Raw genomic sequence first — 20,043 nt, forward strand, 5'->3', positions numbered from 1 at the left:
CCCTTTCCCGGGGGGGGTTAAAGGGCGGCGCGCCGCACATCCCGCGCCCCCACGCGATAGTGGACTGACTCATATTTCGGCCAGTTCGTAGGACCTGTGGGAGTGAGCTTGCTCGCGAAGAGGCCGGGACATTCAGCCACTTTCTCCGGCGGCTGTAAGTCAGTCTTCGCGAGCAAGGTGGAGCGCCACCCCGGTCACTCCCACGGGATAGTGGACTGACTCATATTTCGGCCAGTTCGGAGGACCTGTGGGTGTCCGCATCCGCAGGCAAGCTCCTGCAGCAATACGCCTCAATCCTGCCCCAACGCAAAGCGTTTCAACCCTTCCCCCTCCATCCGGTAACGCACCCACTCGTCCTGGGGCTCGGCGCCGATTGATTTGTAGAAGTCGATCGCCGGCTGGTTCCAGTCCAGCACGCTCCACTCCAGACGACCGCAGCCGCTGTCATGGGCGATCCGGGCCAGATGGCGCAGCAGTTTCTTGCCGGCGCCGACGCCCCGTTGCGCAGCGGACACGTACAGATCCTCAAGGTACAGGCCCTTGCGGCCCAGCCAGGTGGAATAGCTCGGGAAGTACACGGCGAAACCAATGGGCTGGCCGTCCAGCAGGCAGATCAGCGCCTTGGCCGGCGAAGCTTCGTCGAACAGGCTTTGCTCAATGTCAGCGACGCTGGCCTTGACTTCGTGCTCGGCTTTTTCGTAGATCGCAAGCTCGGTGATGAAGCCCAGGATGACGGCGGCGTCGTCACGGGTGGCATCGCGGATGTGAAGGCTCAAAGGGGGGCTCCCGGGTCAGTGAAAAGGCTGCCGCCGTTGGCGAACGACGGGTGACGGATTGTGTCTCAAGCAGCAGCGCCGCGCAGCAAGCACGTGCACGCCAGCCGCCGCCTCCCTCGAACAGCGAAAGCAGAATGCTCTGCCCAAGAGCACTGAATCATCCAAAGGATCGCCATGGAACACGAACCAGACGGCAAGACCCCCGGCCTCACGGCGGAAGAAGAACGCGACATCGACGAAAACCAGCCGCCCCGCGCCGCCGTCCTCCACGAAACGATCCGCATGCAGGGCGATCAGGAGCTGGAGCGCAACGTCGCGGCGCTGTTCTGGTCGGCCCTCGCGGCCGGGCTGACCATGGGCCTGTCGCTGATGGCGATGGGCTTGTTGAACTCTCGCCTGCCCGATGCCGAAGGCTTCAAAGTTATCGCCAGCTTCGGCTACTGCGCAGGCTTTCTGGCGGTGATTCTGGCCCGTCAGCAGCTGTTCACCGAAAACACCCTGACCGCCGTGCTGCCGGTGATGAGCAAGCCGACGCTGAAAAACGTCGTCCGCCTGTTGCGGCTGTGGACCGTGGTGCTGGTAGGTAACCTGTGCGGCACGCTGCTGGTGGCCTACGTCATGCTGCACCTGCCGATCTTCGACACCAAGACCGACCAGGCCTTCCTCGAAATCGGCCGCAAGGTGATGGAGAACGACAGCGGGCAGATGTTCGCCAAGGGCATTATCTCCGGCTGGATGATCGCCACTATGGTGTGGATGATCCCGTCCATGGAATCGGCCAAGGTCGCCATCATCGTGATGATCACCTACCTGATGGCGCTGGGTGATTTCACCCACATCGTCGTTGGCTCCGCCGAGGTCTCGTATCTGGTGTTCGCCGGCGAGCTGCCGTGGAAGGATTTCTGGCTGACATTCGCAGGCCCGACACTGGGTGGCAACATCATCGGCGGCAGCTTCATCTTCGCGTTGATCAGCCATGCGCAGATCCGCAGCGAAGGCGAAACGCCGGACAAGAAAGGCCAGAAGAAAGCGCTGGACGAAAAGCTGAAGCAAGAGCTGCGTCAGCCCAAAGCTGAATCCGATCGCAAAGGCGCTTGAAGCGGTAGGAAATGTGACAGTGACCGGTGTGCCTGGGTGTGACACTGGTCATGTGGGGGTGACCGGTGTACCTGAGTCTGACACAGGTCATGTGGGAGTGAGCTTGCTCACGAAAGCGTCGGACCTGACAGTCAAGGGTCGCCTGATACAACGCATTCGCGAGCAAGGTGGAGCGCCACCCCGGTCGCTCCCACACTGATCGCTGACCTGTCAGGAATCGAGCGCCTGCCCACTCCCCCCGGCGCGCTGGCTAGCACCAAAACGCCCCTCATGCCCTTCTTAAATTATTTTTAAGAAATCCCGACTACGTTTAAAGGCAAAATGCAGCCTTCTGTCCTCTCACGTGGCCCTGATCTCACATGACGCGAATTCTGACAATCGAAGACGATGCCGTCACCGCGAAGGAAATCGTTGCCGAACTGAGCAGCCACGGCCTGCAGGTGGACTGGGTCGACAACGGTCGCGAGGGCCTGGTCCGCGCGGTCAGCGGCGATTACGACCTGATCACCCTCGATCGCATGCTGCCGGAAGTCGACGGTCTGGCGATTGTCACCACCATGCGCGCCCTGGGTATCGCCACGCCAATTCTGATGATCAGCGCGCTGTCCGATGTAGATGAGCGCGTGCGCGGGTTGCGCGCGGGTGGGGATGATTACCTGTCCAAACCCTTCGCCTCCGACGAAATGGCCGCCCGGGTGGAAGTCTTGCTACGCCGTAGCAATCCGGGAACCCAGGCCGAGACCATGCTCAAGGTCGCCGACCTCGAACTCAATCTGATCACCCGTGAAGCCAGCCGCGCCGGGCAGCCGCTGAACCTGCTGCCCACCGAATACAAGCTGCTGGAATTCCTGATGCGCAACAGCGGGCAGATCATCACCCGCATGATGATTTTCGAAGAAGTCTGGGGTTATCACTTCGACCCCGGCACCAACCTGATCGACGTGCACATCGGTCGCTTGCGCAAGAAAATCGATCCCCCTACCCTGACGCCGCTGATACGTACCGTTCGAGGCTCAGGTTATGTCATTGCCGAACCCGTCTAAGGGCTGGCGCTCCTCCAGCAGCCGGCTGCTGGCGCTGTACAGTTTCCTGTTTGTGGCCTGGAGCAGCATCCTCATGGGGGTGCTGTACTGGGAAGTCACCAGTTACCTCAACACCCTCGCCCGCCACTCATTGATGCAGCGCCAGCAGTTGTTCTCGCGATTCGAAGGCGCGCAGCTGGACGATGCGTTACGCACCAGCGACAAATTCGACATGCGTTCGGTCGACGCCTACGGGCTGTTCGACAAGGACATGAATCCCATCAGTGGCCCGATCCAGAGCATTCCCGACGGCCTCAAGCTGACCGGGGAAATCCAGGAACTGGCCACCTGCATCGACTCCGACGACCCAGACCTGCCCAGCTCGGGCTGCGACGCCGTGGCGATTCACACGCTGGATGATCGCTGGCTGATTCTGGTGCGCGACAACGGTTCGCTGTTCGCCGTGACCACGCTGATTCTGCGCGCGCTGCTGTGGGGCATTTCGCTGACGATCATTCCGGGTATCGCTGGCTGGCACTTGCTGGGACGCCGGCCGCTGCAACGCATCCGGGCGATTCAGGCCAGCGCCGAGGCCATCGTAACCGGTGACCTGGCCCGACGCCTGCCGGTGTCGGACCGCCGCGACGAGCTGGACATGCTCGCCGACATCGTCAACGCCATGCTCGACCGCATCGAGCGCCTGATGAACGAGGTCAAGGGCGTCTGCGACAACATCGCCCACGACCTGCGCACCCCGCTGACCCGTCTGCGCGCGCAGCTGTACCGGATTCAGCAGCAGTCACCGGAAGATTCGGCGCTGGGCGAGCAAATGGCCCAGGTGATCGCCGACGCCGACACGCTGATGGCGCGCTTTCGCGGGCTGCTGCGGATCTCGGAACTGGAAGATCACCAGCGGCGTTCGGCGTTCGGTCAGCTCGATCCGCAGCCGCTGTTGCAGGAGTTGCACGATTTTTACCTGCCGCTGGCCGAAGAAGGCCGCGTCTCTCTGCAGCTGAAAGTTGCCGAGCACCTGCCGCCGCTGGTGGGTGACCGCGCGCTGCTGTTCGAGGCGCTGTCGAACCTGCTGAGCAACTCGATCAAGTTCACCCCGCCGGGCGGGCAAGTCCTGCTCATCGCCCGCGCCGAAGGGGAAACCACCTTCATCGAAGTTCAGGACACCGGCCCCGGCATCCCCGATGCCGAACGCGAGGCTGTGTTCAAGCGCTTCTACCGCAGCGAAAACGGCAATCAGCAAAGCGGCTTCGGCCTGGGGCTGTCGATCGTCGCTGCGATCGTGAATCTGCACGGCTTTAAACTGCGCATCGGCAGCAGCCCGTCCGGGGGGGCGAGTCTGGTGCTGGAGTGTCGGCGGGTGTTGGCGTTGGGGTGAAGGGGGTGGGGCTTTAGGCTGCAAGCTGCAAGCGAAGACGACAAAGCCGCCTCAAGGGCGGCTTTGTTATTGGGGGGCGTTACATTTTCCGGGCTTGCTCGATGATCTTTTCCTGCCGCGCCCAGGCTTTCTCCATGACCTCCAGATAAACCCGTTCCTTCTCCTCGAAGGTGGCGTTGCGGACGAAGTCGGAAAGGGTCCTTGTCAGTTTTGGTAAAGGCTTGTCAGGCGAACTCATTTCAATCCCTCGTGTGCATTCAGCATCCTGAGTAGTGACGCTGGATCGTAGTTTTCAGGGATGTGGTCGTCAACACGCTGAACATTTTCCTGATATAGGCGAGTACCGCCCCTGTCGTTTTTGAGAAGCACATCAACAGTGACCGCATGGCCGAACTCGCTTTTGAGGCGGTTTACTGGCTCCTCGCGGTAAAGCCACGCTGATCTTTCGGTTAATGGAGCACCCGTGGGGGCGAGCTTGCTCGCGAATAGGCCCGTACAGCCGCTGATTATCCGGCAGCCGGAATGCCGCCTTCGTGAGCAAGCTCACTCCCACAAGGACCTTGTTTGCCGTACGACAGCGCTGGGTCTAATAAACAGGATGAAAACGCAGATCTTCTGGCAGATTAGGCACCTGTGGGAGCGAGCTTGCTCGCGAATAGGCCGGTAAAGCCGCTCATTATCCGGCAGCCGGAATGCCGTCTTCGTGAGCAAGCTCACACATGGATCAGGTGTGCCGCGTGACAGTGCGCGACATCACCCGAACCACAAAGCAGTCTTCCCATCACCCCGGCATGCACGTGAAGTCCACGCTGTGCTCAAGCGACCTACCTTTCGCATCTTCAAGTTTCACCCGGTATTCCTCGCCCAGGCTGGACTCCACCAGTTTGTAATGCTCACCCGCCTGGAACTGGCCGTATTGGATGCCGGTCTCGCAGTTCATCTCTCCGTTGTCGCCGCTGCGTTCGACGATCAGGTTGACGTCCAGGGTGTGGGCGCCCGGTTTGACTTCGAAGAAGCGGCCGTCATTCAGGCGCTTGCCGTCCAAGTCCTCGGCCATCAGCACGTCCGCGGGCTCTTCCTGCAGGCTGATCCACGCCTCGCTCGGGTCGGCTTTGGGCATGGGACCGGCGCAGGCGGAGAGCAACACGACCAGACTGAACATAGGAACCAGCAATAACGATTTGGCTTTCATGGCACGACCTCGGCAGTTGAAAAAATCCCTGATGTGCAGGGTGGAATTTCGAGGGGCGCAGGGTGCGTGGGTCGCGGATGAACAACAAATGAATCCAGCATGAAAGCAACCTGCTCACCGCACTAACGTTTTGTTCATCTGGCTGAAAGCCGCGTGTTAGGTACGTCCCCCAAGACTGCGCCCATTCGAAATGGGAGGTTTACGGCATGCTCGGGCTGGTCAGGACTGCATTGCTAAAGCCGTACACGTTTATCGTGTTGGCGATTTTCATCTGTATTGTCGGGCCGATGGCGGCCCTTAAAACGCCCACCGATGTGTTTCCGGACATCGGCATTCCGGTGGTCGCGGTGGTCTGGCAATACGCCGGGCTGTCGCCGGACGCCATGGCCGGTCGGGTGATCTACACCTACGAGCGCTCGCTGAGCACCACGGTCAACGACATCGAACACATCGAGTCGCAGTCGCTGCCCGGCATGGGCATCGTCAAGATTTTCTTCCAGCCGGGCGTGGATATCCGCACCGCCAACGCGCAAGTGACCGCGGTCTCACAGACCGTGCTCAAGCAAATGCCGGCGGGCATCACACCGCCGCTGATCCTTAACTACAGCGCCTCGACCGTGCCGATCCTGCAGATGGCCTTTTCCAGCCCGACGCTGTCGGAAGCGAAGATTCGCGATCTGGTGCAGAACAGCGTCCGCCTGCCCCTCAGCGCGGTGCCGGGGCTGGCGATGCCGACGCCCATGGGCGGCAAGCAGCGGCAGATCACCCTGGACCTCGACCCGCAGGCGCTGGCCGCCAAAGGCCTGTCCGCGCAAGACGTCGGCAACGCACTGGCCGCCGGCAACCAGATCATCCCGGTGGGCACGGCGAAGATGGGCGGCGACGAATACACCGTGCTGCTCAACAACAGCCCCAAGGCCATCGACGAACTCAATGACCTGCCGATCAAGACCGTCGACGGCGCGCTGATCACCATCGGCCAGGTGGCCCACGTGCGCGACGGTTCGCCGCCGCAGACCAACATCGTGCGCGTTGACGGCCGTCGCGCCGTGCTGATGCCGGCGCTGAAGAACGGCAACATCTCGACCCTGTCCATCGTCGACAACATCCGCAACATGCTGCCGCTGATCAACGAGACGCTGCCGCCCGCCCTGAAAACCTCGCTGCTGGGCGACGCCTCGGTGTTCGTCAAAGCGTCGGTGGGGAGTGTGGCCCGGGAAGGCATCATCGCCGCCTTGCTGACCAGCGTGATGATCCTGCTGTTCCTCGGCAGTTGGCGCTCGACGCTGATCATCGCCGCGTCGATTCCCCTGGCCGTGCTCTCGGCCATCGCGCTGCTTTCCGTGACCGGACAAACCCTGAACGTGATGACCCTCGGCGGCTTGGCGCTGGCCGTGGGGATTCTGGTGGACGACGCAACGGTGACCATCGAGAACATCAACTGGCACCTAGAACAGGGCAAGGCGGTGAAGGACGCGATCATGGACGGCGCGCGGCAGATCGTCGGCCCCGCGTTCGTGTCGCTGCTGTGCATCTGCATCGTCTTCGTGCCGATGTTCATGCTGCAAGGGATCGCCGGTTATTTGTTCCGGCCCATGGCGCTGGCGGTGATCTTCGCCATGGCCAGCTCGTTCCTGCTGTCGCGCACGCTGGTGCCGACCCTGGCGATGTTTCTGCTCAAACCCCACGAGCTGGAAACCGGCCCTGGCCATCACCCGGAAGACCCGTTTATCAACCACCACGAAGGTGATCAGCATGGGCGTCAACGCAACCTGATCCTGCGCGGCGCATTGAGGTTTCAACAGGGTTTCGAGACACGCTTCTCAGTTATTCGCGACACCTACCACGGCCTGCTCGGCCTGGCACTGAAGCGGCGCAAGTCATTCCTCATCGGCTTTCTCGCCTGCGTGCTCGCCAGTTTTGCGCTGCTGCCGAGCCTGGGCGAAGACTTCTTCCCGGCCACCGACGCCGGCGCGCTGTCGATGCATGTGCGCCTGCCACTGGGCACGCGCATCGAGGAAAGCGCGGCGGCGTTCGACCGCATCGAGCAGCGCATCCGCGAGATCATCCCGGCCGATGAACTGGACACGGTGATCGACAACATCGGCATCCCCCTGAGCGGCATCGACATGGCCTACAGCAGCAGCGGCACCATCGGACCGCAGGATGGCGACATTCAGGTCACCCTCAAGGCCGATCACGCGCCAACCGCTGAGTACGTCAAACGCCTGCGCGAAGCCTTGCCGCAAAGCTTCCCCGGCAGCCAGTTCGCCTTCATGCCTGCCGACATCAGCAGCCAGATCCTCAACTTCGGCGCCCCGGCTCCGTTGGACCTGAAAATCTCCGGCCCCAACGGCGACGCCAACCGCGCCTACGCACTGGAACTGCAGCGCCGTTTGCAGCATGTGCCGGGCATCGCCGACCTGCGCATTCAGCAATCCACCGGTTACCCGTCGTTGCAGGTGAACGTTGATCGGCTGCGCGCCAAGCAACTGGGGATCACGGAAAAAGACGTGACCACCAGCCTCGGCGCGTCCCTGGCCGGCACCTCCCAGGTGGCGCCGACTTACTGGCTGAACCCGAAAAACGGCGTCTCGTATTCGGTGGTCGCGGCGACACCGCAATACCGTCTCGACAGCCTGCCGAGCCTCGAAGCCCTGCCGATTACCGGCAGCAACGGGCAGTCGCAGATCCTCGGCGGCCTGGCGACCATCAGCCGCGTCGACAGCCCGGCGGTGGTCACCCACTACAACATTCAGCCGACACTGGACCTGTTCGCCAACGTGCAGGGCCGCGACCTCGGCGGGGTGGCGGCGGACATCCAGAAGGTCATCGACGACACCGCGCACCTGCGGCCCAAAGGCGCGACGGTCAGCCTGCACGGCCAGATCGACGCGTTGCACGAAGCGTTCAGCGGCCTGAGCCTCGGTCTGCTCGGCGCCGTGGTGCTGATCTACTTGCTCATCGTGGTCAACTTTCAATCGTGGATCGATCCGTTCGTGGTCATCACGGCCCTGCCCGCCGCGCTCGCAGGCATCGTCTGGATGCTGTTTCTCAGCGGCACGTCGCTGTCGGTCCCGGCGCTGACCGGGGCGATCCTCTGCATGGGCGTGGCCACGGCCAACTCGATTCTGGTGGTGAGTTTCTGCCGCGAGCGTCTGGCCGAACACGGCGATGCCCTGCTCGCCGCAATGGAGGCTGGCTACACGCGCTTCCGCCCGGTGTGCATGACCGCGCTGGCGATGATCATCGGCATGCTACCGCTGGCGATTTCCCAGGAACAGAACGCGCCGCTCGGCCGTGCGGTGATCGGCGGCCTGATCCTCGCCACCACCGCGACCCTGCTGTTCGTGCCGGTGGTCTTCAGCCTCGTCCACCGCCACTCAACACCCTTGCCTGCGAATGCCCTTGATGGAGAAACACCCCATGTCGTCTGAACACGCCCCTTCGCGCAAGCGCCTGATGTTGCTCGGCATTGGCGGCCTGACCCTGGCGGCGCTGCTGGTCGCCAATGGCGTCGCCGCACGCACCCGCGAGGCACACGCCGTCGACGCCTGGACCGAGCGACAATCGGTGCCCGTTGTCAGTGTTGTCGTGCCGACCCAAAGCGCCCAAGGCAACACCTTGCGCCTGCCCGCGCGCCTCGAGGCCTGGAGCAATGCGGCGATCAACGCGCGGGTCAGCGGTTACCTGAAAGACTGGGACGCCGACATCGGCAGCCATGTGCAGGCCGGTCAGGTACTGGCCCACATCGACAGCCCCGAGCTCGACCAGCAACTGGCTCAGGCCCGGGCGCGTCTGGCCCAGCAACACGCCAACGCACGCATCGCACAGACCACGGCGGCACGCTGGCAGCATCTACTGACCACCCACTCGGTGTCACAGCAGGAAGTGGATGAAAAAGTTGCCACCGCCACGGCTGCCAATGCCGATGTGCAGGCGGCAGACGCCGACTATCAACGGATCGTGGCGCTGGAGGATTACAAGACCATTCGCGCGCCATTCAGCGGCACTGTCACCGCGCGCAACACCGACATCGGTCAGTTGATCAAAGCCGATGACGGCGGCGCCCGCCCGCTGTTCAGCCTCGCCGACACCCATCGCCTGCGGCTGTATGTGCCGATCCCGCAGAACTACGCCAGCGTCGTGCATCCCGGCATGCAGGTGCAGTTGAGCGTGCCCGAGCATCCGGGGCAGACCTACACCGCCACGTTGCTGGGTGACTCCACGGCGGTGGATCCACGCTCCGGCACCCTGCTGACCCAGTTCATCGCCGACAACCCGGATGGCGCGCTGATGCCCGGCGACTACGCCGACGCCACGCTGCCGGTAAAAAACGCCCGCGGCGGGCTGAGCATTCCGGCCAGCGCGCTGATCTTCCGCGCCAAAGGCACCCAGGTTGCCACCCTCGATGGCGCCGGCCATGTGCACCTGCGCGACATCCACATCGCGATGGACCTAGGCGATCGGCTGATCGTCGATCAAGGCCTCAAACCGGCCGATCACGTCATCGATAACCCGCCCGATGCGCTGCGGGAGAACGATGCCGTGCAACTGGCCGACGCCGGAGGTGACCATGCGCACAAGGCTTGAAGCGCTGACGCTGGCCATCGCCGTGACGCTGCAGGGCTGTTCGCTCGCACCGGTTTATCAGGCGCCGGCGGTTCATCTGCCCGCGCATTTCGCCGAGGACGCCGGTCCCTGGCATCCGGTGCAGCCTGCCGATACGGTGCAAGCCCAGTGGTGGGAAGCGTTCGAGGACGCGCAACTGAATGATCTGCAACACCGGCTGCTCAATGCCAACCCGGATTTGACGGCCGCGCTGGCGCACTACGACGCCGCGCTGGCGTATGCGGCTCAGTTGCACGCGGGGCTGATGCCTCAGGTCAGCGCCAGTTTGAGCCCGGTTCGCCAACGGCAGTCGGATCGACGACCACTGCGCAGCGGCACACAGCCCTCGATCTACAACAGCGACACCGCCGGGTTCAGCCTCAATTTCGACCCGGACCTGTGGGGCAAGATCCGCAACCAGGTGGCGGCCGGCGACGCCCAGGCCCAAGCCTCGGCGGACGATCTGGCGGTCGCGCGCCTGAGCCTGCAGCGCCAGTTGGCGACGCTGTATGTGCAGGTGCGCGGGCTGGACGCGCAGAGCCGCATCCTGCAGACCTCGCTGGACGATTACACCCAGGCCCTGCAACTGACCCGCGATCGCTACGAGGGCAAGATCGCGTCGGCACTGGACCTGACCCGTGCGCAAAGCCAGCTCGCCGAAGCCCGTGCGCAACTCGATGACGTCAACGCCCAGCGCGACCTCGGCGAACACGCCATCGCCGAACTGGTGGGCGCGATGCCCGGAGACGTTCATCTGGCCCAGAACGCGCAACCGCTGAAACTGCCCGGCATCCCCCACGCCTTGCCCGGCAGCCTGTTGCAACAACGCCCCGACGTCGCCGCCGCAGAGCGCCGCGTGTTCGCCGCCAACGCCAACATCGGCGTGGCGAAAGCGGCGTGGTACCCGGACTTCAGCCTGACCGGCCTGCTCGGCGGGCAAACCCAGGGCAGCGGCAATCTGCTGGCGGCAGCCAATCGTTACTGGGCGCTGGGGCCGCTGGTCAACCTGCCGATTTTCGACGGCGGCCGCCGCAGCGCCAACGAGCGGCAAGCCAAGGCCGAGTTTGAAGAGGCCGCCGCGCAGTATCACAGCCAGGTGCTCAAGGCTGTGCGCGAGGTGGAAGACAATCTGGGTCAGCTGCGCGATCTGCAGCGCGAGTCCGATGACCAGCACGCCGCTGTCGACGCCGCGCAAAACGCCGAACAGATGGCGATGAGCAGCTACCAGGCCGGGGCCGCGAGTTACCTGGATGTAGTGACCGCGCAAACCGCGGCGCTTCAGGCACAACGGCGGTTGCAGGTGGTTGAGACCAATAGGTTGCAGGCCAGTGTCGGGCTCATGGCGGCGTTGGGTGGAGGGTGGAAAAGCGGGTGAGTTTGTCGGCGCCGGCGCTGATCTTCCCGCTGAAAGATCCCGGGACACGTGGGAGTGACCGGGGTTGGCTTCGCCTTGTTCACCAAGAAGCCTGGGCATTCGGCCGCTTTCTCTGGTGGCTGAAAGTCAGTCTTCGCGAGCAAGCTCGACTCCCACGGGATGGTGGTTCGGCTCGATATTTCGGCCAGTTCGGGGGACCTGTGGGAGTGAGCTTGCTCACGAAGGGGCCGGGGCATTCAGCCACTTTCTCTTCCGGCTGAAAGTGAGTCTTCGCGAGCAAGCTCGACTCCCACGGGATGGTGATTCGGCTCAGGATTTTCGGTTGTTGCAGGACCTGTGGGAGTGAGCTTGCTCACGAAGGGGCCGGGACAGTCAGCCACTTTCTCTTCCGGCCGAAAGTGAGCCTTCGCGAGCAAGCTCGACTCCCACGGGATGATGGTGCGCCTCGGAATCTCAGGTTGCTGCAAAACTTGTGGGAGTGAGCTTGCTCACGAAGGGGCCGGGGCATTCAGCCACTTCCTCTGCGGCTGAAAGTGAGCCTTCGCGAGCAAGCTCGACTCCCACGGGATGGTGGTTCGGCTCGACATTTCGGTAAGTTCGGGGGACTTGTGTGAGTGAGCTTGCTCACGAAGAGGCCAGTACATTCAGCCACCTTCTCGGGTGGCTGAAAGTAAGCCTTCGCGAGCAAGCTCGACTCCCACGGGATGGTGATTCGGCTCAGGATTTTCGGTTGTTGCAGGACCTGTGGGAGTGAGCTTGCTCACGAAGGGGCCGGGACAGTCAGCCACTTTCTCTTCCGGCTGAAAGTGAGCCTTCGCGAGCAAGCTCGACTCCCACGGGATGGTGGTGCGCCTCGGAATCTCAGGTTGCTGCAAAACTTGTGGGAGTGAGCTTGCTCACGAAGGGGCCGGGGCATTCAGCCACTTTCTCTGGCGGCTGAAAGTGAGCTTTCGCGAGCAAGCTCGACTCCCACGGGATGGTGGTTCGGCTCGATATTTCGGCCAGTTCGTTGGACCTGTGGGAGTGACCGGGGTGGCGGCCCACCTTGTTCACGAAGACTCATTGATGGGCAATGACTCAGGCAGATCATTGTTGATTCCTAATAAAAGCTTAAGAAACTCACTCCCGGACTCTCCGAACTCCACCCCTGAACCTGGCAATCCAATGGAGTCCCATAGTGGATAATCTCCGACCCGGCTGACTAACCCGGCCCGGAGAGGATTGGCCACGATATAGCGGGCGAAGTGAATCAGATCATCCTCATGGCGTGCGGCTGCATCGTGATATCCAGGCTGCCACAGTCGCCCCTGATTGCCGGTGACCCTGTTCACTGCAATGGCGGTCTTCGACTTGACTCGCTGAACAATGCCCGCAAGCGAGCCATGATGAAGCTTCACTAACCAGTGAAAATGGTCAGGCATCACAACCCACGCCAGCGTTTTTGCAAATCCGCACTCGTGCACATCTCTCATTTCCTTTACGAGCAGCCGACCCACCCGCCAATCACTAAAATCATCTCTCATACGGTCAAGCCGGGAGGTAACCAGATAGATCCTCCCCATTTCGGAATACCGCCCTATGCGCAAGCTGCGCGAACGCGCTTTCGTGACCATGCTGACTACCTCGACTGTGGATGCACAAACCACGGTAGCCGCTTCATGAGCCATGCCTTTGAGGGTGTATTTCACGCTATGTCCTGTTCATCCAACGCGGATGCACCCGGCCGCGCAAACAACAACGCCTCCACAAGGGAGGCGTTGGGTCTTACAGGTCGAGGGCTATGAAGCACGCACCTCAGGCAAGATCAAAGCGGTCCAGCTCCATCACTTTGGTCCACGCGGCGACGAAGTCCTGGATGAACCTCTCTTCCCCGTCAGCACTGGCGTAGACCTCCGCCACGGCCCGCAATTGAGCGTGTGAACTGAACACCAGGTCGACCCGGGTGCCGGTCCATTTGACGGCGCCGGTGTTGCGGTCGCGGGCTTCGAACAGCTGGTCGCCGCCCGACACGCCTTTCCATTCGACGCCCATGTCCAAAAGGTTCTTGAAGAAGTCGTTGCTCAGCGTGCCCGGTCTTTCGGTCAGGACGCCGTGCTGGCTGTGCCCGGCATTGATATCCAGAACGCGCAAGCCGCCGATCAGGACGGTCATCTGCGGTGCCGTCAGGTTCAGCAACTGCGCCTTGTCGACCAGAAGCTTCTCTGCCGAGACGCGGTAATGGCCCTTGAGGTAATTGCGGAAACCGTCGGCGATGGGTTCAAGGAAGCCGAACGACTCGACGTCGGTCTGTTCCTGGGAAGCGTCCATGCGGCCCGGGGTGAACGGCACTGTGACGTGGTGGCCGTCTTTTTTTGCCGCCTGTTCGATACCTGCGCTGCCGCCGAGAACGATCAAATCAGCCAGCGAAATCTGCTTGCCGCCGGACTGGGCGCCGTTGAATTCGTCGCGGACGCGCTCCAGGGTTTGCAGCACGCCCGCCAGATTGGCCGGTTGGTTGACCGCCCAGTCTTTCTGCGGGGCCAGACGCAGACGACCGCCGTTGGCGCCGCCGCGTTTGTCGGAACCACGGAAGGTGGACGCCGCCGCCCAGGCCGTGCCGACCAGCTGCGAGACCGACAGCCCGGACGCCAGGATTTTTTCCTTCAGCGCAGCTACATCATTGGCGTCCACCAGCGGGTGGTTGACCTCGGGAATCGGGTCCTGCCACAGCAGCTCTTCCCCTGGCATTTCCGGGCCGAGGTAACGGGCGAGCGGGCCCATGTCCCGGTGGGTCAACTTGAACCAGGCGCGGGCGAAGGCATCGGCCAATTGGTCAGGGTTTTCCAGGAAGCGTCGGGAGACCTGCTCGTAGGCAGGGTCCACGCGCAGCGCCAGATCGGACGTCAGCATGCGCGGTTCCTGGCGTTTGGCAGGGTCGAAGGCATGGGGGATTTTGCCCGCGCCCTCGCCATTCTTCGGTCTCCACTGATGGGCGCCGGCCGGGCTCTTGGTCAGCTCCCACTCGAAGCCGAACAGGTTTTCCAGGTACTCGTTGCTCCACCGGGTCGGGGTCGAGGTCCAGGTCACTTCAAGCCCACTGGTGATGGCATCCCCGGCCTTGCCGGAGCCATAAGTGCTGCGCCAGCCCAGTCCTTGTGCTTCAAGGCCTGCAGCTTCCGGTTCAGGGCCGACGTTGTCCGCAGGTCCGGCACCGTGGGTCTTGCCGAAGGCGTGGCCGCCAGCGATCAGGGCGACGGTTTCCTCATCGTTCATGGCCATGCGACCGAACGTCTCGCGGATGTCCCGAGCCGACGCCGCCGGGTCAGGCACACCTTCCGGCCCTTCCGGGTTTACATAGATCAAGCCCATCTGCACGGCGGCCAATGGGTTCTCGAGGTTGCGCTCGCCGTTGGCGGTGCGGGTCTGTTCTTCGCTGTGGTGCTCCGGCTCGGCAACCAGCGTGCCCTCGCCCGGCTGTTGCATGTCCTTGTGCGCGCCGTAACGGTCTTCACCGCCCAGCCAGGTGGTTTCGGCGCCCCAGTAAACAGCTTCGTCCGGTTCCCAGACATCGGCACGCCCACCGGAAAAACCGAAGGTCTTGAAGCCCATGGATTCCAGCGCAACGTTGCCGGTGAGCACGATCAGGTCCGCCCAGGAAATCTTGCTGCCGTACTTTTGCTTCACTGGCCAGATCAGGCGGCGAGCCTTGTCGAGGTTGACGTTGTCCGGCCAGCTGTTGAGCGGTGCGAAGCGCTGCTGCCCGGCCCCTGCGCCGCCACGGCCGTCAGCGGTGCGGTAGGTCCCGGCGCTGTGCCAGGCCATGCGAATGAACAGCGGACCGTAGTGACCGAAGTCGGCCGGCCACCACTCCTGGGATTGAGTCATCACTTCCAGCAGGTCGCGTTTGACCGCTGCGAAATCGAGGCTCTTGAATTCTTTGGCGTAGTCGAAGCCCTCGCCCATCGGGTCAGTCAATGGCGAGTGCTGGTGCAGGATCTTGAGGTTCAGCTGGTTCGGCCACCAGTCACGGTTTGTGGTTCCGCCTCCGGCTGCGTGGTTGATCGGGCATTTCGATTCAGTCGACATGGTCTACTCACCTTCTTGTTTACTTTTTACTTTTTCGGCCATCAGCGAGACAGCCCAGGCTAGCACTCGCACAAGACTAGACGACTCTGGCCAGCCGTCTAATAGGCAAATGTTTGGGCGACGATAGAGTGGTTCTGTTGGCGGAGTATTTAACGGAGGTGCTTGTATTTTCTGGCGCTTGAGCTCAACTCTAACAACAGCATCAAGTGCAGAGCCGGCGTCGACCGGCGTCTTGATCACCGTGGCAATCTCCAGGAGATTCAGGCATGGCCACCACCGCTTCACTGGCCCCGTTGTTCCGGCAATCAGTGGGCTTTGATCGCTTCAACGATTTTTTTGAATCTGCCTTGCACAGCGAAATAAACGCCAGCGGCCCCCCTCACAACGTCGAACGATACGGCACGGATCATTACCGAATCGTGATCGCCACAGCCGGGCTTGCGGCCGCTGACCTCGACCTGACCCTGGAAAGAAACGTGCTCACCGTTTGCGGGGCTGAAGCCCAGACCGATGGCGGCGTGACGTACCTGCATCAGGGCATCGCCCATGGGCCGTTCCGGCTGGTCTTCCATCTGGCCGATCACATCGAGGTGCAGGGCGCGACCTTCAAGAATGGTTTGCTGATCGTCTTCCTGCTGCGGGTCGAACCCCAGGGGGCCAAGGCGAGACGGATCAGCATTCACAGCCCAGGAGACGATCCCGACCGGCCGCACATCAGCCGGCCTTGAACAACGGCGAGAAACGCGCGCCTGAAGCCGGATCAGGCCTCGGTCGGCGGGAAATCAAACAGCACCTGGGGTGCGTCGATGAGCAAAGAGCGCATCAATGGCGCGGTGCAGCCCAGCGCCTGCAGCTGCTCGACCACAGAGCCATAGCTGACCCTGTTTTCATGCTGGGTATGGGGCCAATCACTGCCCCAGACCAGCCGCTGCTGACCGAAAGCGTCGACCAACAACGGCAGCGCGGCACGAGCGAAATTGAGGTTTTCTTGTGCGCTGCCCTCCAGACGGTAAATGCCCGAGACTTTCATCCACAATTGCCCGCTGCGGCCCAGCTCCAGCATCTGGCGAAAGCCCGGTTGATTGAGGCCCAGGCGGGCGTCGGGCCGACCAAAGTGATCAATCACGATCTTCATGCCGAACGGCATCAGCCCGGCCAGCAGCGCAGGCATATCGGCGACGTGGCGGTGCACTTCTACATGCCAGTCGAGCACGGCGATGTGCCCGAAGAACACCTGCCACTGCGGTTCGGAAAAGTCCGGCAGCGCCTTGGCCATCAGGTTCAGACGCACGCCAACGACGCCCAGCCGGTCCATCTCGTCCAACGCGGCACGGCTAATGTCGCGGTCGACCACCACCACGCCACGCAGTTGATCCGGCGCCTGTTGAAGGGCGTCGAGCAAGTAACGGTTATCGGTCCCGAGGAAACTCGGTTGCACCAGCACGCCATGGCTCAGGCCGTGCTGGTGAAGTTGATCCCGGTACATCGCCAGCGTGGCGTCGTATTCGGGTGAATAGCGTCGTGCCGATGTCAGGTCCAGCTCCCTGCTGAAGACGTGTGCGTGGCCGTCGATGCCAAGGATCGACGCGGGGGAGACGGAAAAGAGGTCGGACATGGATCTCATCTATCAAAAAATGCGCGACGCAACAGGCGCCGCGCGGAAGGGGAAATCAGGCGCGGGCGGTTTCGCTGCGAGTGTCTGCGACGGCGCCGGCAGTAGGGCTGGCTTCCAGGCTGCGACCGCGGGTTTCCGGCAGGCACAACGCGGCAATCACGGCGACGCCATAGGCGATCCCGGCGTCGATGCCGATGGCGGAACCCAGCGACATCGATTCGCTCATGTGGCCCACCAGGAACGGGAAGACCGAGGACAGCACACGGCCGAAGTTGTAGCAGAAGCCCACCCCTGCCCCGCGCACGTCAGCCGGATACAGCTCGTTGAACAGCGCGCCGAGGCTGGCCGGAATGCCGGCGGCGAAGAAGCCCAGCGGGAAACCGAGGAACAGCATTTGTGTGTTGGTCAGCGGCAGGAACACGTAGCACTGCACAGTGACGACGCAGCACAGGGCGAACAGCACGATGTTCAGTCGGCGGCCGATGCGGTCGATGAGAAAGCCGCTGGCAATGCAGCCGCACCAGAAGGCGACGATGATGACTGCCAGGTAGCCGCCGGAGTTGAGCACCGACAGATTACGCTCGGTTTTCAGGAACGTCGGCAGCCAGGTCATCACGGCGTGGTAGCCGCCGTGGGCGCCGAGGCCGAGCAAGCCGCCGAGCAGCGTCACGCGGATCAATTCCGGGCGGAAGATGCCGGCCAGGGATTTGAAGAAGCTTTGTGGGATGGCGTTGTCTTTTTGCAGGCGCTGGAAGCTGTCCGGCTCCTCGACGTTGCGGCGCACCCAGATGATCAGCAGCGACGGCAGCAGGCCGACCAAAAACATCACCCGCCAGGCCATGTCTTGAGGCACGAACGAATAGATCAAGGTAAACACGCCGACGGCCAGGCCCCAGCCCACCGCCCATGCACTCTGCACGGTGCCCATGACCTTGCCACGGTATTTCGGGTTGATAGTTTCGGCCATCAACACCGCGCCTGCGGCCCACTCGCCACCGATGCCGAAACCCTGCAGCGCCTTGACGATCAGCAGCGAGCTGAAGCCGGTGACGAACGCCGACAGAAAGGTGAAAAACGAGAACCAGAGGATCATCCACTGCAGCGTGCGCACCCGGCCGTAGCGGTCGGACAGCGTGCCGCCGACCCATCCACCCAGCGCCGAGGTGATCAGCGTCACGCCACTGATCAGGCCGGCGTCACCCTTGGTCAACGCGAAGGCGGCGATCAGCGCCGGGATCGCCAGGCCGAACATCTGAACTTCCAGGGCGTCCAGCGACCATCCGCCGAAGCAGGCCCAGAACGTTTTGCGCTCCCGAGGAGTGACGTGGCGATACCAGTTGAACATGGTTTTTGTCCTTATAAGTGTGAAGCAGCAGGTGCTGTAGAGCCCGTTCTGAGTGACGGGCTTGGGTGCAGAATTCGGATTTCTCAGCGGCGCTTCAGCGGATGTCGACGCTGTAGCGGAAGTGGCTGGCATGGCCGCGCGAACGGCGCCATTCCAGCGGTTGTCCGGCGTAGTTGCGCGCCAGACGCTCGATCACCACCACCGGGCTGTTGACTGGCACCTGCAGCAAGCGGGCGTGGGTGTCGTTGATGGCTTCGGCGGTCAGGGTTTCTTCGGCGTAGGCCACGACCTGGCCGCATTGCTCTTCGTAGATCGGATAGAGCAGCGGGCCCTGGCGGCTGAGGTCGATTTCCAGCAGGGTCTGAAACTGCACCTGGGGCAACCAGATTTCTTCGGCGAGCACAGGCTGAGCGTCGAGCAGACGCAGGCGGATCAGGCGAATCACCGGCGCGTCCAGCGGCAGACCGAGGGCGTGGGAAACGGCCGAGGGCGCGGTGACGGCTTCGATGGAGAGGATGCGGCTTTCAGGCACCTGGCGTTCGCCGGAGACGCCTTGAAAGCGGAAGAAGCGGAACAGCGAGGACTGGAACTGCGGCCGGCGAATGAAGGTGCCGCGGCCCTGTTGGCGTTCGAGAATGTTTTCGTTGACCAGCATGTCGATGGCTTTGCGCACGGTGCCGGTGGACAGGCAGTACTCGCTGGACAGCGCGGCTTCGGTGGGAATGGCTTCGCCCGGGCGCCAGCGGTTGTTAGCGATCTGTTCGGCGAGCTGGTCTCGCAGGCGTTGGTAGAGCGGCAAGCGGACATCGCTGGAAAGTCGGTTCATGGAGGCGCTTCGCTGTTGTAGTTATGTAGTCATCTATATGAATCTGTGTCGAGTATTGTCCCGTTACAAATAAGCGTCAAGGGTGGGGATAGGGGTTGGCGGATGAATGGCGTTTGAGGGTTTGAGGTTTCACGTTTTTCAGGGGAACGCGGAAACGGCAGAGCGTGTGTCTGCCGTCAGGTTGCGGAGAGCGCGGAGGGTGTCAGGTCGGGATCAGGTCGGGGAGATTGTGGCGAGCGCGCCGATCATGAGGGTCAGGGCGAGAAAGCCGAACAGGAAGATGGCGAGCTTGGCCATGGGGTTCTCCTACGCAAGTATGAAGTACTAGAGGTTTCAGGCCGGATGATGGGGACCGGTCGGGCTTGATCGGTCTGCCGGGAGTGAAGTGATCTTGGGGGTTGCGGCTGTTTCAGTACAGATTCAGGTAAGGCTTATAAATACGGATCAGATGGGTGGTGTCAGATGGCTAGATCAAGAGCATCTGCCTAACGGCAGATCGTTTCGCCTTCGGCGAGTTACTTGATAAAGCCCCAAGTAACCAAGGGCTTGTGCTCCTGGTTGGGCCCTTCCTTCGTCAGGGTTCCCTCACTCCGACGACGCTCCGTGGGCGCGCGCCGAACGGACATCCATGTCCTGACGGCGCTCTCGCGGCATCCATGCCGCTCGGCCCACTCCGCGTCGTCTGCGTTCGGCCTGCACCCAAGTCGCGATTTGTGTCGTCTGAACTA

At 62.4% G+C, this 20,043-nt stretch carries 14 protein-coding genes and 1 pseudogene; 7 read left to right on the plus strand and 8 right to left on the minus strand.

The window, feature by feature from the left end:
• Positions 1 to 290 precede the first annotated feature (290 nt).
• Complete coding sequence (locus QMX88_RS23535) at positions 291 to 776, minus strand: GNAT family N-acetyltransferase (protein WP_282372637.1); 486 nt, start codon at positions 774 to 776, stop codon at positions 291 to 293.
• Between the two features lie 174 nt (positions 777 to 950).
• On the opposite strand from QMX88_RS23535, the gene QMX88_RS23540 reads away from it, so the two are divergent.
• From QMX88_RS23540 to QMX88_RS23550, 3 genes are all read left to right on the plus strand, one after another.
• Positions 951 to 1,874, plus strand: a complete 924-nt coding sequence (locus QMX88_RS23540) for a formate/nitrite transporter family protein (protein WP_192172341.1) — start codon at positions 951 to 953, stop codon at positions 1,872 to 1,874.
• Positions 1,875 to 2,233: 359 nt separating this feature from the next.
• The gene (locus QMX88_RS23545) at positions 2,234 to 2,917 is read left to right on the plus strand and encodes a response regulator transcription factor (protein WP_062387311.1); all 684 of its coding nucleotides are present in this window, start codon (positions 2,234 to 2,236) and stop codon (positions 2,915 to 2,917) included.
• Positions 2,895 to 4,286: a sensor histidine kinase gene (locus QMX88_RS23550; protein ID WP_192172340.1), complete on the plus strand. Its 1,392-nt coding sequence runs from the start codon at positions 2,895 to 2,897 to the stop codon at positions 4,284 to 4,286. Before QMX88_RS23545 ends, QMX88_RS23550 begins: the two co-directional genes overlap by 23 nt.
• A gap of 79 nt (positions 4,287 to 4,365) precedes the next feature.
• Here QMX88_RS23550 and QMX88_RS23555 read toward each other — a convergent pair whose 3' ends face one another.
• Together QMX88_RS23555 and QMX88_RS23560 are read right to left on the minus strand one after the other, a co-directional pair.
• Positions 4,366 to 4,524 carry a hypothetical protein gene (locus tag QMX88_RS23555; RefSeq protein WP_282372639.1) on the minus strand — a complete coding sequence of 53 codons (159 nt, stop codon included), beginning with the start codon at positions 4,522 to 4,524 and terminating at the stop codon, positions 4,366 to 4,368.
• Positions 4,525 to 5,067: 543 nt separating this feature from the next.
• A complete protein-coding gene (locus tag QMX88_RS23560; RefSeq protein WP_282372640.1) occupies positions 5,068 to 5,478 on the minus strand; it encodes a PA0061/PA0062 family lipoprotein in 411 nt (136 codons plus the stop codon).
• Between the two features lie 206 nt (positions 5,479 to 5,684).
• Between QMX88_RS23560 and QMX88_RS23565 the strand changes: the two genes are divergently transcribed.
• The 3 genes from QMX88_RS23565 to QMX88_RS23575 are packed head-to-tail and all read left to right on the plus strand — an operon-like array spanning position 5,685 to position 11,464.
• Positions 5,685 to 8,915 carry an efflux RND transporter permease subunit gene (locus tag QMX88_RS23565; RefSeq protein WP_282372641.1) on the plus strand — a complete coding sequence of 1,077 codons (3,231 nt, stop codon included), beginning with the start codon at positions 5,685 to 5,687 and terminating at the stop codon, positions 8,913 to 8,915.
• On the plus strand, positions 8,905 to 10,071 hold the full coding sequence (locus QMX88_RS23570; RefSeq protein WP_282372642.1) for an efflux RND transporter periplasmic adaptor subunit: 1,167 nt from the start codon (positions 8,905 to 8,907) through the stop codon (positions 10,069 to 10,071). The genes QMX88_RS23565 and QMX88_RS23570 overlap by 11 nt, the downstream gene beginning before the upstream one ends.
• The gene (locus QMX88_RS23575) at positions 10,055 to 11,464 is read left to right on the plus strand and encodes an efflux transporter outer membrane subunit (protein ID WP_282372643.1); all 1,410 of its coding nucleotides are present in this window, start codon (positions 10,055 to 10,057) and stop codon (positions 11,462 to 11,464) included. Before QMX88_RS23570 ends, QMX88_RS23575 begins: the two co-directional genes overlap by 17 nt.
• A gap of 1,157 nt (positions 11,465 to 12,621) precedes the next feature.
• Here QMX88_RS23575 and QMX88_RS23580 read toward each other — a convergent pair.
• Both QMX88_RS23580 and katG read right to left on the minus strand, forming a co-directional pair.
• Positions 12,622 to 13,077, minus strand: a pseudogene (locus tag QMX88_RS23580) (REP-associated tyrosine transposase); the annotation flags it as partial.
• A gap of 181 nt (positions 13,078 to 13,258) precedes the next feature.
• Entirely contained in the window at positions 13,259 to 15,529 is a 2,271-nt protein-coding gene (gene katG, locus QMX88_RS23585) for a catalase/peroxidase HPI (protein WP_282372644.1), read from the minus strand.
• Between the two features lie 266 nt (positions 15,530 to 15,795).
• Between katG and QMX88_RS23590 the strand changes: the two genes are divergently transcribed.
• Complete coding sequence (locus tag QMX88_RS23590) at positions 15,796 to 16,257, plus strand: Hsp20 family protein (protein ID WP_282372645.1); 462 nt, start codon at positions 15,796 to 15,798, stop codon at positions 16,255 to 16,257.
• Positions 16,258 to 16,289: 32 nt separating this feature from the next.
• Here the strand turns inward: QMX88_RS23590 and QMX88_RS23595 are convergent, their stop codons facing one another.
• The 3 genes from QMX88_RS23595 to QMX88_RS23605 are packed head-to-tail and all read right to left on the minus strand — an operon-like array spanning position 16,290 to position 19,315.
• A complete protein-coding gene (locus tag QMX88_RS23595; protein ID WP_282372646.1) occupies positions 16,290 to 17,144 on the minus strand; it encodes an amidohydrolase family protein in 855 nt (284 codons plus the stop codon).
• A gap of 55 nt (positions 17,145 to 17,199) precedes the next feature.
• Positions 17,200 to 18,621 (minus strand): MFS transporter, encoded by a 1,422-nt coding sequence (locus tag QMX88_RS23600; RefSeq protein WP_282372647.1) that lies wholly within the window; start codon positions 18,619 to 18,621, stop codon positions 17,200 to 17,202.
• A complete protein-coding gene (locus QMX88_RS23605) occupies positions 18,584 to 19,315 on the minus strand; it encodes a GntR family transcriptional regulator (RefSeq protein ID WP_282372648.1) in 732 nt (243 codons plus the stop codon). Before QMX88_RS23605 ends, QMX88_RS23600 begins: the two co-directional genes overlap by 38 nt.
• Between the last annotated feature and the right edge of the window lie 728 nt (positions 19,316 to 20,043).

The organism is Pseudomonas sp. PS02290, from assembly GCF_029960075.1.
In the GTDB taxonomy this organism is placed as follows: Bacteria; Pseudomonadota; Gammaproteobacteria; order Pseudomonadales; family Pseudomonadaceae; genus Aquipseudomonas.

What these genes read in the sequence shown, in the direction of transcription:
- QMX88_RS23605 (WP_282372648.1), bottom strand. Translation starts at nt 19,315, where the DNA reads ATGAACCGACTTTCCAGCGATGTCCGCTTGCCGCTCTACCAACGCCTG.
- QMX88_RS23600 (WP_282372647.1), bottom strand. Translation starts at nt 18,621, where the DNA reads ATGCCAGCCACTTCCGCTACAGCGTCGACATCCGCTGAAGCGCCGCTG.
- QMX88_RS23595 (WP_282372646.1), bottom strand. Translation starts at nt 17,144, where the DNA reads ATGTCCGACCTCTTTTCCGTCTCCCCCGCGTCGATCCTTGGCATCGAC.
- QMX88_RS23560 (WP_282372640.1), bottom strand. Translation starts at nt 5,478, where the DNA reads ATGAAAGCCAAATCGTTATTGCTGGTTCCTATGTTCAGTCTGGTCGTG.
- QMX88_RS23550 (WP_192172340.1), top strand. Translation starts at nt 2,895, where the DNA reads ATGTCATTGCCGAACCCGTCTAAGGGCTGGCGCTCCTCCAGCAGCCGG.
- QMX88_RS23590 (WP_282372645.1), top strand. Translation starts at nt 15,796, where the DNA reads ATGGCCACCACCGCTTCACTGGCCCCGTTGTTCCGGCAATCAGTGGGC.
- QMX88_RS23540 (WP_192172341.1), top strand. Translation starts at nt 951, where the DNA reads ATGGAACACGAACCAGACGGCAAGACCCCCGGCCTCACGGCGGAAGAA.
- katG (WP_282372644.1), bottom strand. Translation starts at nt 15,529, where the DNA reads ATGTCGACTGAATCGAAATGCCCGATCAACCACGCAGCCGGAGGCGGA.
- QMX88_RS23555 (WP_282372639.1), bottom strand. Translation starts at nt 4,524, where the DNA reads ATGAGTTCGCCTGACAAGCCTTTACCAAAACTGACAAGGACCCTTTCC.
- QMX88_RS23575 (WP_282372643.1), top strand. Translation starts at nt 10,055, where the DNA reads ATGCGCACAAGGCTTGAAGCGCTGACGCTGGCCATCGCCGTGACGCTG.
- QMX88_RS23565 (WP_282372641.1), top strand. Translation starts at nt 5,685, where the DNA reads ATGCTCGGGCTGGTCAGGACTGCATTGCTAAAGCCGTACACGTTTATC.
- QMX88_RS23545 (WP_062387311.1), top strand. Translation starts at nt 2,234, where the DNA reads ATGACGCGAATTCTGACAATCGAAGACGATGCCGTCACCGCGAAGGAA.
- QMX88_RS23570 (WP_282372642.1), top strand. Translation starts at nt 8,905, where the DNA reads ATGTCGTCTGAACACGCCCCTTCGCGCAAGCGCCTGATGTTGCTCGGC.